Genomic DNA, 13,196 nt, shown 5'->3' with positions numbered 1-13,196 from the left:
CGACCTGGGCGTGCAACGATGTCTGGAATTCAAGCTTCAAAATCCTGTCCCCTGGCGTGAAGCATGTCACACTCCCATAGCAATCCCACAAAATGGCGAAATTGCGAATATGCGCAACATGCAATTCATCCAAGCTCTTGTATGGTTACTAAAGAGTTAATCTTGCGCGAAGCAAACCAGGTGTCGGGAACCGTCCGCTCCCGCCTGGCCCGGCCTCGCCAGGTCGACGGAAACGGTATATGGAGCAGGAAATCCGAACACGGGAACCCTCCGCCCATGAATACACCCTGGTCCAAGCCCGTCACCGTGCTGATCGGCGAGACACCGAGCGAAACGAAGATCGACACCACCCAGGCCGCCGCCTGGGCCCTGATCGAGGACTGGCCGATGGAAGACGGCACGGCGCTCGACCGCGCCCTTGCCGTCTGCGCCGCCGTGGATGCCGGAAAGCAGAAGCCCGAAGACGCCCGCAAGGCCTTCATCGACGCCGCAGTCGAGGCCAATATCCTGGTCAGCGCCTGAACCGCCCGCCCGCGCCTTCGACGGGTTCGCCCAGAGGCGTCGAGGCGAAGCAAGACCGCGCGGAACCTGTTGACGCTGCAATCCCAAAGGCTATAAAGCCAGCAAACCACGATTTGCGGTCTCTCCCGCGGTTCCGGCAAGACTTGCCCTGCACCGATGCGGAAAGACTAGGGATCGACGATACGGAAGAGTGTCCGAGTGGTTTAAGGAACCGGTCTTGAAAACCGGCGTGCGGGAAACCGTACCGTGGGTTCGAATCCCACCTCTTCCGCCAAACAATCTCGTCAAGACCGCTATGTTTTCACCCATGCCGGCGGGCGCAATCGCCACAAGGAGGCCGAGATGGCTCTGGATCCTATCAAGGCTTTCACCGAATTTGCCGAAGTCGATTGCTCGGTGCAATTCTGGACCCCCGACACACCGGCGGTGCAGGTCCGCTCGCTGCGCGCCGCGGTCATCTATGCCCGCGAAAACGGCGGGCGCTGGAACGACATCGAGATCACCGTGCATCTGCCGCGCGAAGATATCGTCTATGGCACCGAAAAGGTTCACCGGCTGATCGAAGCCCTTCGTGTCCGATCCCGGCGCTAATCGCGGGATAAACCGGCGCCGCCGTAGAAAACGTCGGCGCCGGCTGAGATCCGTGGTTTCCCTTCGCGACAAAATCTGACACAAGCCCCTCTGGGCGCGGCTGCCGTCATCTATAGGACGGGGTCGGGCAGGTTGATTGACGTCTCTCCTGCTGCCGCGAAACAACGTGGCCGCTCTATGTCGCTCCTTGTCGACGGGTGCGCATCGAGGCGACAGCGGCTCCGGCCCGCTGGAAAGCCATGTCCGTCCTCCTTATATGGGCGACACGCGACAAAATCCCGAAGAGGTTCGATGCCCTATAGATTGCCCCTCAAAAGCTTAGCCCGACGGATCGAGCCCCGAATCCTCAGCGCGCTCATCGGCCTGGCCGGTCTGGTCTTCCTGTTCGTCGCGGTCGCCGAAGACGTGCTCGAAAAGGAAAGTCACGCCTTCGACCGGGTGATCCTGCTTTCTCTGCGGTCGCCCAGCGATCTCAGCCTGCCCATCGGACCTGCATGGCTGGAATCGGCCTTTCGCGACATCACCAGTCTCGGCGGCTTTACCGTCATCACCCTGATGACCGTTCTGACCACGGCCTATCTGGTGGCCGCCGGCAAATACCGCTCGGGCGTGCTGGTGGCGATCGCCATTGCGCTCGGCTCGCTCGTCTCGTCGCTGTTGAAATATGTCTTCGAGCGGGCGCGCCCGGATGTGGTGCCGCATCTGGTCGAGGTGCAGACGCTCAGTTTTCCAAGCGGCCATGCGATGATGTCGGCGGTGGCCTATCTGACGCTCGGCGCGCTGGTGGCCCGCGCCCAGTCGAGCTGGCGGCTGCGCATCTTCGTCTTCTCGGTCGGCGTGATCTTGACGCTGCTGATCGGCATCAGCCGCATCTATCTCGGCGTCCATTGGCCGACCGACGTGCTCGCCGGCTGGGTGGCGGGTGCCGCCTGGGCGCTGACCTTCTGGCTGGTCGCCGAGACCCTGTTCGGCCGCCGCACACCGGGCAATGGCGAGCCGGAGGCTTAAGCGACGAGGTAGTCCTTTGACGCATGCCGGGGCTTGCGCCCGTCGCCGCTCCCCTACCCCATCAGATCGTCCAACCAGGTCTTGTCCAGCACGGCCTCCAGCTCGGCGGCCACCCCGTCCAGCGCCGCATCGACGCCGTCGCGATAATTTTCGCCCGCCTGTTCCACCCCGAATTGCCTGAGCAGCGCCGCCCGATAGGCGTCATTGGCAAACAGCCCGTGCAGATAGGTGCCCATCACCCGCCCGTCGACCGACACGGCACCATCGGCCCGCCCGTCGATGCTGATCGCCGGCCGCAGGCAATCCGGCCCGCGCGTCACGCCCAGATGAATCTCGTAGCCCGACAGCGCCACATCGTATTCCAGCGAGTGCGCCCGGCTGTTGCGCACCGTCTTTTCCGGCGCCATCTGCGTCTCGACGTCGAGCAGCCCCAGCCCGTCGACCGAGCGGGCGCTGCCCTCCAGCCCGAGCGGATCGTCGACCACCCGGCCGAGCATCTGGTAGCCGCCGCAGATGCCGATTACCCGGCCGCCGCGCCGCATATGCTGGCTGAGATCCCGGTCCCAGCGATTGCGCCGAAAATCCTCCAGGTCGCCGATCGTCGATTTCGATCCCGGCAGGATGATCAGCGCGGCGTCCGCCGGCAAAGGCTCGCCCGGCCGGACGAACACCAGGTCCACCGAGGGCTCGGCCGCCAGCGGATCGAAATCGTCGAAATTGGCGATGCGCGACAGAACCGGCACGGCGATCTTGACGGCGCCCGCCGAGGACCTCACCAGCCGCTCCAGCGCCACGGAATCCTCGGCCGGCAGTCGCGCCGCCGATTTGAGCCACGGCACGACGCCGAAACAGGGCCAGCCGGTATGGGCGCCAACCGCCGTTATGCCGTCTGAAAACAGCGAGACATCGCCGCGGAACTTGTTGATGATATAGCCGCGGATCATCTGCCGGTCCGGCTGCGACAGAACGGCATGGGTGCCGACCAGCGAGGCGATCACCCCGCCGCGGTCGATATCGCCGACCAGCACCACCGGCACGCCGGCCCGCGTCGCAAATCCCATATTGGCGATATCGCCGGCGCGCAGGTTGATTTCCGCCGGCGATCCGGCACCCTCGACGATCACCAGGTCGGCGCCGCGTTTGACCTCCTCGAAACTCTCGAGAACCGCCTCCAGCAGTTGCGGCTTCAGCCGCTGGTAGTCGCGGCCGGCCGCCTGGCCCCACACCCGCCCCTGCAGGATGATCTGGCTGCCCGTTTCGCTCTGCGGCTTCAACAGCACCGGGTTCATGTGCACGCTGGAGCGGACGCGCGCCGCCATGGCCTGCAGCCATTGCGCCCGGCCGATCTCGCCGCCGTCATCGGCCACGGCGGCATTGTTCGACATGTTCTGCGGCTTGAACGGCCGCACCGTCAGGCCGCGGTTGGCGGCCAGCCGGCAGAGCCCGGCCACCAGTATCGTCTTTCCGACATCCGAGCCGGTGCCCTGAAGCATGACGGTTTTTGTCATGTCGCAATCTCCTTCAAGACGCTCTTTCGAAAACCACTGTTTTGCCGTCTTCTTGCCGCGATTCAAGCCTGATGCGCCATCGTTTTCCGACATGCATGAGCCGTTTCCCATGGCGGTTTGTCGCATCGTCAAAATGCGACATTCCATGACGACTTCCGCCATGGCGGAGCGGCCCGAATAGGATTATCTCCACGTCGAAATCAACCGATCGGCTCGCCAAAGAGCCGGCACCAAGGAAACACCCAATGCTCTATATTTTCAGCCAGAACAATAGCCTGCAGATCGCCTGGGATTCCAAGACCCCGAAGAATGTTCGCGAGAGCCGCACGGAGCAGCTCTTCCCGCGTCTTGGCAACACGCGTTTCATCCGCACCTGGAGCGCCGGCTGATCCTCCGGCCGGTCGGCCACACACAGTTCTTGGCCTAAAACGCCGAAAACAGGCCTGCCGGAATGCGGCAGGCGACACATCCCCGGTATCGTCCTGAACGCGATCCGGCCGGGTCGCTGCGATTGCCGCGGCCCATTTTTCGGGCCTCCGACACTCGGTCGGCATGCCGTCTCGCCCCGGCAGCGGGAAAAATGCAAAAATAATCGTTCTTCCGACAAAAAAATTTCAACGCCCGCTATTGGCGCGTTCGCGACACCAAAGGTCTCATCTCGGGCGTGACATTTCGGCGCCTTTCGTTCCGCTGGCCGTTGCTGCGACTTTAACAGGCAATCGTTAGCCCACAACACGGTCAATTGCCCGGATTGATGCTCGAAGTCGAGGTGTTACAAAGGGTTGCACCGCCGGACTGGTGCGCGCCACAGCGAGGAGGCGGTTGATTTCTGTGCTGGAACCCTTAGGCTGCGAAGGCTGGCACAAAACGCGACAGGGCTGCGACAGGGTTACGCAGTCCTCAAAGAGACGGAATTCAGCCGGCCCGAATTGCCCGTTCGCCGAACCCTTGGAACGGCGGCGGATCGGACTCTTGAACCTCGCCATTGGAATGCCCGGAAGAGCAGTGCCAGGCATATCCCGTCCTTTGTATGCTGCAGATTAAGACTGGGAGGTCTTATCATCATGAAGAAGCTCCTCGCTTCCACCCTCTTCGCAACCGGCGTTTTCGCGCTGGCGGGCTCCGTGCAGGCCGCCGATTGTGGCGACGTCTCCATCGCTGAAATGAACTGGGCATCGGCCGGCGTCGCGGCCTATGTCGACAAGATCATCCTGGAAAGCGGCTACGGTTGCAAGGTGACCATGGTCACCGGCGACACCATGCCGACCTTTGCCTCGATGAACGAAAAGGGAGAGCCGGATCTGGCACCGGAACTCTGGGTCAACTCAGTCCGCGTGCCCCTGGATGCCGCCATCGCCGAAGGCCGCCTGATCCAGCTCGCTCCGCTGCTCAGCGACGGCGGCGTCGAAGGCTGGTGGATCCCGAAATTCCTCGCCGATGCCCATCCTGATATCAAGACGGTTCAAGATGCCCTGAAGCATCCGGAACTCTTCCCGGCGCCGGAAGATCCGTCCAAGGGTGCCGTGCACAATTGCCCATCGGGCTGGAACTGCCAGATTTCGACCGCCAACCTCTACAAGGCACTCGGCGCCAAGGACAAGGGCTTCGAACTGATCGATACCGGCTCGGCAGCCGGCCTCGATGGCTCCATTGCCAATGCCTTTGAAAAGAAGACCGGCTGGATCGGCTACTATTGGGCGCCGACCGCCATTCTCGGCAAATACGAGATGGTCAAGCTGAGCTTCGGCGTCGAGCACGACAAGGCCAACTGGGATGCCTGCACGGCCGTTGCCGATTGCCCGGATCCGAAGGTCAATTCCTATCCGGTTTCCGACGTCTACTCGGTGGTGACAAAGCGGTTCTCTGAAAACGCCGGCGTTGCCATGGATTACGTGAAGGTCCGCAAGTGGGACAACCAGACGGTCGGCAAGGTTCTGGCCTGGATGGACGAGAACCAGGGCACCAATGAGGATGCCGCCAAGTACTTCCTCGAAACCTTTCCTGACATGTGGACCACCTGGGTCGCCCCGGATGTCGCCGAAAAAGTCAAGGCCGACCTCTGATCGTTGCACGATAATGGAAGACGGACCCATCGGTCCGTCTTCCCTTTATGCTTGCCACGGCAGGCGACTGCTTCTGGTCGCGTCCTCATAAGGTCGCAGACAGAAAATCATACCCGCAGAAAAATCCCTTAAAGGGGCTGTGCAGTCTCCGCTTGTTCTGGAGACGGAACAAAGGGGTGGCATAAGAAGGTCTGGAAAGCCATACGGACCCGCCAGCCGAATGAACGGGTTCAAAAAGGGGAACTGACATGGCTTCTGGCATCTGCAATTACATTCCGGAGATCCTCTGCGATTTCCCCAAGATCGACGACAGCTACATGCGCGTGTTCAAGCTGACCGTCGACACCAATTTCAAGGCCTTCGTGCGCGCTTACGGCGACTTTCTGGATAACCTGCTGCAGCCGCTGCAATGGTTCCTGAACTGGCTGCAGGACGTGTTCGTCGATGCGCCGTGGATCGTCTTTCTCGTGGCCCTTGTGGCCGTCGTCTACCTGACGAGCCGCAACACGCGGATCGCCATCGGCACGGCGCTCTCCATGCTCGTCATCGGCCTCGTCGGCCTTTGGGAAGACACGATGATCACGCTGGCCATCGTCACGGTCTGTACGCTGATCTCCATCGTGATCGGCATACCGATCGGCATCCTCATGGCGCGCTCCGACCGGGTCCAGGCCGTCATCAATCCGGCCCTCGACGTCATGCAGACCATGCCGAGCTTCGTCTACCTGATCCCCGTCGTGATGATCTTCGGCATCGGCAAGGTTCCGGGCCTGATCGCCGTGGTGATCTATGCCGTGCCGCCGATGATTAGGCTCACCAATCTCGGCATCCGGCTGGTCGACAAGGAAGTTCTCGAAGCGGCAGACGCCTTCGGCTCGTCCAACCAGCAGAAATTGATGAATGTGCAGATCCCGCTGGCGCTGCCCACCATCATGGCCGGCATCAACCAGACCATCATGATGTCGCTCGCCATGGTCGTCGTCGCCTCGATGATCGGCGTCGGCGGTCTCGGCAAGAACGTGCTGCAGGCCATCACCAACCAGTATTTCACCATCGGCTTCCTGAACGGCTTTGCCCTGGTCGCCATCGCCATCATCTTCGACCGCACCAGCCAGGCCTATGGCAAGCGGCTTCAGAAGCACTCGGAGGTCGTCCATGGCTAGTCACGGCATTGAAATCCGCGAACTCTACAAGATCTTCGGCCCGTCCGGCCAAAGCTATATCGAGGCCGTCAAGAACGGCCTGTCGAAGGCCGAACTGAACGAGAAGCACGGCCATGTCCTGGGGTTGAAGGATATCTCCATCTCCATGCCGGCCGGCGGCATCACCGTCGTCATGGGCCTGTCGGGGTCGGGAAAGTCCACCCTGATCCGCCACATCAACCGGCTGATCGAGCCGACGGCCGGCGAAGTCCTCTATGACGGCGTCGATGTCTGCAAGATGGATCAGAGCGAGTTGCGGGAATTCCGTCGGCACAAGACCGCCATGGTGTTCCAGAAGTTTGCGCTCCTGCCGCACCGTACCGTCATGGAGAATACGGTCTACGGCCTCGACATCCAGGGCATCAGCCGCGACGAGAGTTTGAAGAAGGGACAGTACTGGATCGAACGGGTCGGCCTGGCCGGCTTCGAGAACCATTATCCCAACCAGCTCTCGGGCGGCATGCAGCAGCGCGTCGGGCTGGCCCGGGCACTGACCAACGATGCCGATATCCTGCTGATGGACGAGGCCTATTCGGCGCTCGATCCGCTCATCCGCGTCGACATGCAGTCGGTCCTACTGGACCTGCAGAAAGAGCTGAAGAAGACCGTTGTCTTCATCACCCACGATCTTGATGAAGCGCTGCGGCTCGGCGACAAGATCGCCATCCTGCGCGACGGCAAAGTCGTGCAGCAGGGCACCGGCCAGGAAATCGTCCTGACGCCGGCCGACGATTACATCTCGGCCTTCGTCAAGGAGGTGAACCGCGGCCGGGTGATCCAGGTCAAGACCATCATGCAGCCGCTGACCTCGGCCCCGAGCGGTCTTCCCCTGCCTGCCGATACCGTGCTGGAAACGGCTGCCAAGGCGATGACCGATGCCAATCAGTCACTGGCCCATGTCGTCGACGACAATGGCAACCCGGTCGGCTTTGTCGATCTCTCTGCCATCATTTCCGCCATGGTCACGCCGACCAGCCATCTCGACACACAGATGGCTGCCGAATAGGACCCGGTTGCAATCGACCGGGGCGCGTCCGATCGGCGCGCTCCGGTCGATTTCTTGGCACTCTGCATTGCAGACATATAAAGAAGTCTTTATATCATTGGGCAAAGGTTCTTCAAAGGATATCGCCATGCCCGTCGCTTCCAATCCGCTTTCGAAACTCCTGGCTGAGAAAGGTGTTCTGCTCGCCGATGGCGCCACGGGCACCAATCTGTTCGCCATGGGACTGGAGGCCGGCGAGGCTCCGGAAATGTGGAATGAGAACCACCCGGACCGCATCGTCAAGCTGCACCAGGATTTCGTCGATGCCGGCGCTGATATCATCCTCACCAATTCCTTCGGCGGCACCCGCCATCGCCTGAAGCTGCACAATGCCGATGACCGGGTGTTCGAGATGAACCGCAAGGCCGCGGAAATCGCCCGTTCGGTCGCCGACAAGGCGCCGCGCAAGGTCATCGTCGGCGGCTCCGTCGGCCCGACCGGCGAATTGCTGATCCCGCTCGGTGCCATGTCCTACGAGGATGCCGTCTCGGCCTTCGTCGAGCAGATGGAAGGCCTGAAGGCCGGTGGTGTCGATGTCGCTTGGATCGAGACCATGTCGGCCGTCGACGAAATCCGTGCCGCAGCCGAAGCTGCAACCAAGGTCGGCCTGCCCTATGTCTACACGGGCTCCTTCGACACGGCCGGCAAGACGATGATGGGCCTTGATCCGAAGGACATCCATGCGGTTGCCAAGGACATCGGTGCCGGACCGCTGGCGGTCGGTGCCAATTGCGGCGTCGGCGCTTCCGACATTCTCTCCAGCCTGCTCGACATGACCCAGGCCGATCCGACCGCCACCGTCATCGTCAAAGGCAATTGCGGCATTCCGGAGTTCCGCGGCGCCGAGATCCATTATTCCGGCACGCCGCCGCTGATGGCTGATTATGCACGCCTTGCCCGCGACGCCGGCGCGAAAATCATCGGCGGCTGCTGCGGAACCTCCTGCGGCCACCTCGCCGCCATGCGCGCCGCCCTCGACAGCTATACGCCCGGCCCGCGTCCGACCATCGAGACGATCGTCGACCGCATCGGACCGCTACGCAACAAGTCGGCCAGCGAAGCGCCGGCCGAATCGAACCGCGAGAAGCGCACACGTCGTCGCGGCTGATCGTTCGATTGGAAATAGACGCCGGCGCCTGATCAGCCCGGCGTCATCACCGCTTTCAGAAATTCGACATAGCGGTCTTTCAGACCCGGCTGCACCTTGTCGACCATCAGAAGGGCGATCTGGAACTGGCCGAAGCTGTCTTGCTCATCAAGCACCATGCTTGAGAGATGCCGCACCGTTCCGTCGAAATTGTCCGGATTGTTGGCGACCTGCTTGATGAACGGGCCGAGCAGCCGGCTATTGATCGACAGGGCCAGCTTCTGGCGCTGGTCCTGCGGCAGAGGCGTGCCCGGACGGGTCGAAAGAATAAACACATCGAGATACATCAACAGGTTCTCGAATTTTTCCGAGCCCACCGGCAGGCCGACACCGGTATAGAGCGCCTGGTACATTTCGGCGATCTTCCCGGCGGAATCCCATTTGTCCATGTTGTAGCGGAAGGTCGTGCCCGGATCGTGCGCCATCTTGCCATAGGAAACCAGCGCCTGGCTCAGCGCCCAGTCGCAATAGCTGCCCTTGGTCGGATGGTGCTGCGTGAAGGCATGCACCAGCGACACGAACACGTCGCGGCGATACATGCTGTAATAGAGGCTGTTATTGCCTTGCGCCTTGGCCATATAGGCGCTCATGCGCTCGCCGGGATCGTTCGAGTCCAGCGCAAAGCCCTTGGCCGGCATGTCGCCGTGTCGCGTCGTGAACGGCACGCTGACCGGCGTCACGCCGATATAGTCATAGCCGAGCGACGCCAGGTCGAAGGCCGGCAGGCTCGCATCGAAGCGGATCTCGTCGTCGTCGCCCATCGGCATCACAAAGGTGGTGCGCACCGCATCGAGCGCCCGTTCCATGTTCTCGATGGCGCTAGCATTCCCGGAATCAACCAGCACCAGCCGCGGCGACAGGTCTTTCAGGACGGCCTGCTTTTGCGCATCGCCCGAATTGTCCGACACGATCAGCACGGCATCGCGCGCCTCGCAATAGGCAACCGCGCTTTCGATCGAGCGGCGGGAGTTTTCGAGGTTCCGATGGCTCGGCATGCAGAGGGACAGTTCAGGCATTTCTGACTCCGGGCGGCGACGGACAGCATCGCAACCGCCAATCGATAACGGGGCAGGCCGCGAATCGCCGGCCCCTTGGATAAACCTCTGGATTGCTCGCCGTTCTGTCAACCTTTTAGCCCGGTGCAGGGCATGAGCGGGCAAGGAAGGACGGGATCGGTTTTCATCATTTTCAACGGGACCGAGAAGGAAAGAGGTTTGCACCCTTCCCCGTCCCGCTCTAATGACAGAATCGAGATAGACCTGCAACGCGACGGGAGGCCCCCATGACAAGTCCATCGACATCCTTTCCGGACGCCAAGACGGTGGCCGACAAGCTGGCCGGACTACAGGAGGCCGACCAGTCCTATCTGGCGCTGCTCTTGGAAAACCCGCTGCAGGACGAGCGCCTGCTCGAAGGGCTGGCGGTCTATCTCGACGCCGCCTCCGCATCGCGTTTCCTCAATTCGCTAAAGCTCGGACGCTGCGGCGAGTGGCTCGGCAACCATGCCCCTGCACGCCTGCAGATCCGCCTGATGGAAGCCGCCCGCTCGAGCCAGCACCCGGCCTATATGGCCTTCCGTGATGGGCTGACGCGCTCCGGCGGGCTTGAGCGCGCCTTTCCGAAATCTCCCACCTGAGCCACGGAATTCAGTCCGGCAGATTGCCGATCACCGCGATAACAGGTCCAAGCCGAAAGACATCGTCGCGCCGGCCACGCTCGGCAATCATCACGCTTGAAATCGTGCCGTCCAGATAAAGCGCATTGGCGCAGTGAAGTTCGTCGCGAAACAGCAGCGCAAAATCGTAGAACCGCACCGTATCTTGCGAAATTGCGAAAAACACCTGGCCCCGCGCATCGACACCGACCGCATTGCGCCGCTTCAGACTGTCGCTGTCGGGCAGGAAGCGGGGATGCATCTGGCCGTCGATGACCAGCATCGGGCCTGATTGCGTCGCGAAATCCGGCGCCACCCCTGCCCGCAGATAGGCCTGCGTCTCCATGACGGTGGCCCGTCCGTCTTTCAGGAAAAACACGCCGTTCGGCAGCAGGTGGAAGTTTCCCCAACCGCCGGCAGTGCTGATCGGCTGGCGCTCGATCCCATACTCGACGAACAGCCCGACCGGCGACAGGTCGTCGTGATACATGCCGCCATTGCTGGCAAAGACCAGCGTGTGGCGCTCCTTCCACAACTGCCGGGCCAGCGAATCAAACCCGCCGAACGGCTGCCCGTCCGGGCTGCGATCGTAGATGCGAATCGTCTGGCGCGCCGGGTCGAACTGGCAGACGGTATAGTGTGATTGGCGAAATCCCAGGTCGCGACACGATGGTGCCCCGAGGGCGCCGGTAGCGCCACAAAGCAGGCCAAGCAGCAGAAAACCAATTCGAAACAAGATCATACGCTGCAATGCCTCTTCGTCGAACACCTGCGGCGGCTGACCGGTTCGCAATCGGCCACAGGTGTTAATCAACAGTATCCGCCATTTACGTTTCATTAACCATAATTGCCAAAACTCATTCCCACGCAGCATGGATTCGGCGCTGCCCGTTTCAAGAGCGATCAACAGGCTCGATCACTGATTTCCAGAGGAACTGTTATGCCAGTCATCACTTTTGCCAATACCAAGGGCGGCGCCGGAAAAACCACGGCGACCCTCATCCTCGCCTCCGAACTTGCCCGCCGCGGCAATCGCGTCACCATTCTCGATACCGACCCGCGCGGCTGGATCAGCCGTTGGCATGCCATTGCCGGCGCCGGCAAGCTGATCTCGGTTGCCTCCGGCGTGACCGAAGAGACGATCGAGGAGATGACCGCCAAGGCCAAGAAGCGCGGCGGCTATATTCTGATCGATCTGCCGAGCAGCCATGATGCCCTTCTCGCCAAGGCTGTCGGCCTTGCCGATCATGTGATGATCCCGGTTCAGGGTTGTGCCATGGATGCCGCCGGCGGCGCCGAAGTGCTGGAATTGCTGAAGGAACTGGACAGCCGCTGCGGCATTCAGGTGCCTCATTCGGTGGTGCTGACCCGCGTCAACGCCGCCGTCACCACCCGCGCCCTGCAGGCCGCCAAGGATTTCCTGGCCAGCCGCGCCATTCCGACCCTCAGGACGCCGATTGCCGAACGTGCGGCCTATCGCGACATTTTCGACAAGGGCGGCGCTCTGCAGGCGCTGAACCCCGACGAGGTCAGCAATCTCGGCAAGGCACTCGAAAACGCTGCCCAGCTCGCCGACGAACTGATCGCCCTCCTGCCGCAGAAGGCGGCCCGCCCGGCCGCCCGCAAGCAGGTGATGGCCAAGGCCGCCTGAGGCGCAGCTGTTACAGGCGCTTCAGCGCCTGCATGTGAAAACGGAGCTGGCCTGCCGGATACCGGTAGGCCGCCCCGATGGGACAGGCATTTCGGGCCGCACAGCCCTTCACCATGCATCCGGCCTTGCCTTCATCGCTCGAAAGATACGACCGGCAAGACGCTACATCGAAGCGCTCCATGCCGACGGCTTCCACGGGACAGTGCGTAAGGCACGGCTTGCCGATGCATGTCTCGCAAGGCTGCGGCTGATGTCGCTGTTCTGCCCCGCCGTCGAGGGCCTCGGCAAAGCCCAGGGCGCCGCGATAGCCATGCCACAGCCCGTAGAGCGGATGAATGAGAATGCCGAGCGGCGAGGCCTTCAGGCCTTCGGCCCGCATCGCCCATTGCTGGAACGGCTGGTAAGGCTGGTCGGATGGAAAATAGGCGGTCGCGCCATAACGTGTGGCCAGCGGGCCTATCACTTGCGCCGACCAGCGATCGAGCGGATCCGGGCCGCCGCGATCCGGCTGCAGCTTTCGCCAGCGGCTGAACGGCTCCCACAGCGATCCGCCGGCATTGCCGATCAGCACGAGCGTTAGCGCCGGCTTGCCATCGGCAAGGTCAGGGCCGCCCTGCCCCGGCTCGAAGGGCACGACACCACGCAAAAGCAAGCCATGCGGCTCCAACGCCCGTGCCAACTCCTCGAGAATAAGAGAAAGGCCGCTCATCGCGGCCCCTCGTATTTGTAGTGCGGACGCCAGACCGATTCTTGAATCATATCAGCCACCTGTCGCGCGCCGCCTTGCTCCCTGGCGGTGTCGGGA

The 13,196-nt window shown here is 62.1% G+C and carries 14 protein-coding genes and 1 tRNA gene; 11 read left to right on the top strand and 4 right to left on the bottom strand.

Annotated features, from left to right (window positions below; translation table 11 throughout):
• Positions 1–276: 276 nt before the first annotated feature.
• The 4 genes from HFC70_RS15015 to HFC70_RS15000 all read left to right on the top strand — a co-directional run bounded on the left by HFC70_RS15015 (position 277) and on the right by HFC70_RS15000 (position 2,121).
• On the top strand, positions 277–522 hold the full coding sequence (locus HFC70_RS15015) for a DUF982 domain-containing protein (RefSeq protein ID WP_168474081.1): 246 nt from the start codon (positions 277–279) through the stop codon (positions 520–522).
• A gap of 184 nt (positions 523–706) precedes the next feature.
• Positions 707–796, top strand: a tRNA-Ser gene (locus HFC70_RS15010).
• A gap of 68 nt (positions 797–864) precedes the next feature.
• Positions 865–1,113, top strand: coding sequence for a hypothetical protein (locus HFC70_RS15005; RefSeq protein ID WP_168474080.1), 249 nt, complete (start codon positions 865–867; stop codon positions 1,111–1,113).
• A gap of 291 nt (positions 1,114–1,404) precedes the next feature.
• Positions 1,405–2,121 carry a phosphatase PAP2 family protein gene (locus HFC70_RS15000; protein WP_168474079.1) on the top strand — a complete coding sequence of 239 codons (717 nt, stop codon included), beginning with the start codon at positions 1,405–1,407 and terminating at the stop codon, positions 2,119–2,121.
• Positions 2,122–2,174: 53 nt separating this feature from the next.
• Here HFC70_RS15000 and HFC70_RS14995 read toward each other — a convergent pair whose 3' ends face one another.
• Positions 2,175–3,629: a cobyric acid synthase gene (locus HFC70_RS14995; RefSeq protein WP_168474078.1), complete on the bottom strand. Its 1,455-nt coding sequence runs from the start codon at positions 3,627–3,629 to the stop codon at positions 2,175–2,177.
• A 245-nt stretch (positions 3,630–3,874) separates the two neighbouring features.
• On the opposite strand from HFC70_RS14995, the gene HFC70_RS14990 reads away from it, so the two are divergent.
• The 5 genes from HFC70_RS14990 (at position 3,875) to bmt (ending at position 9,047) form a co-directional block, all read left to right on the top strand.
• Positions 3,875–4,018, top strand: a complete 144-nt coding sequence (locus HFC70_RS14990; RefSeq protein ID WP_168474077.1) for a hypothetical protein — start codon at positions 3,875–3,877, stop codon at positions 4,016–4,018.
• A gap of 675 nt (positions 4,019–4,693) precedes the next feature.
• Complete coding sequence (locus HFC70_RS14985; RefSeq protein ID WP_168474076.1) at positions 4,694–5,692, top strand: ABC transporter substrate-binding protein; 999 nt, start codon at positions 4,694–4,696, stop codon at positions 5,690–5,692.
• A gap of 248 nt (positions 5,693–5,940) precedes the next feature.
• Positions 5,941–6,855, top strand: coding sequence for a proline/glycine betaine ABC transporter permease (locus tag HFC70_RS14980; RefSeq protein ID WP_168474075.1), 915 nt, complete (start codon positions 5,941–5,943; stop codon positions 6,853–6,855).
• A complete protein-coding gene (locus tag HFC70_RS14975) occupies positions 6,848–7,900 on the top strand; it encodes a glycine betaine/L-proline ABC transporter ATP-binding protein (protein WP_168474074.1) in 1,053 nt (350 codons plus the stop codon). Before HFC70_RS14980 ends, HFC70_RS14975 begins: the two co-directional genes overlap by 8 nt.
• A 127-nt stretch (positions 7,901–8,027) precedes the next feature.
• The gene (bmt, locus tag HFC70_RS14970; RefSeq protein ID WP_168474073.1) at positions 8,028–9,047 is read left to right on the top strand and encodes a betaine--homocysteine S-methyltransferase; all 1,020 of its coding nucleotides are present in this window, start codon (positions 8,028–8,030) and stop codon (positions 9,045–9,047) included.
• Positions 9,048–9,079: 32 nt separating this feature from the next.
• On the opposite strand, the gene HFC70_RS14965 is transcribed toward bmt, so the two are convergent.
• Positions 9,080–10,102: a glycosyltransferase gene (locus HFC70_RS14965; RefSeq protein ID WP_168474072.1), complete on the bottom strand. Its 1,023-nt coding sequence runs from the start codon at positions 10,100–10,102 to the stop codon at positions 9,080–9,082.
• A gap of 266 nt (positions 10,103–10,368) precedes the next feature.
• Between HFC70_RS14965 and HFC70_RS14960 the strand changes: the two genes are divergently transcribed.
• A complete protein-coding gene (locus HFC70_RS14960; protein ID WP_168474071.1) occupies positions 10,369–10,722 on the top strand; it encodes a hypothetical protein in 354 nt (117 codons plus the stop codon).
• A 10-nt stretch (positions 10,723–10,732) separates the two neighbouring features.
• Here HFC70_RS14960 and HFC70_RS14955 read toward each other — a convergent pair whose 3' ends face one another.
• Positions 10,733–11,482 carry a phosphodiester glycosidase family protein gene (locus HFC70_RS14955; RefSeq protein WP_168474293.1) on the bottom strand — a complete coding sequence of 250 codons (750 nt, stop codon included), beginning with the start codon at positions 11,480–11,482 and terminating at the stop codon, positions 10,733–10,735.
• Positions 11,483–11,680: 198 nt separating this feature from the next.
• On the opposite strand from HFC70_RS14955, the gene HFC70_RS14950 reads away from it, so the two are divergent.
• Positions 11,681–12,391 carry a ParA family protein gene (locus tag HFC70_RS14950; protein ID WP_168474070.1) on the top strand — a complete coding sequence of 237 codons (711 nt, stop codon included), beginning with the start codon at positions 11,681–11,683 and terminating at the stop codon, positions 12,389–12,391.
• Positions 12,392–12,401: 10 nt separating this feature from the next.
• Here the strand turns inward: HFC70_RS14950 and HFC70_RS14945 are convergent, their stop codons facing one another.
• Entirely contained in the window at positions 12,402–13,100 is a 699-nt protein-coding gene (locus tag HFC70_RS14945) for a 4Fe-4S dicluster domain-containing protein (protein ID WP_168474069.1), read from the bottom strand.
• Positions 13,101–13,196 lie beyond the last annotated feature (96 nt).

This window comes from Agrobacterium sp. a22-2 (assembly GCF_012276985.1).
Taxonomy (GTDB): domain Bacteria; phylum Pseudomonadota; class Alphaproteobacteria; order Rhizobiales; family Rhizobiaceae; genus Allorhizobium.
Note: the sequence above shows the minus strand (reverse complement) of the source record. Positions and strands in the feature narration are given on the sequence as shown.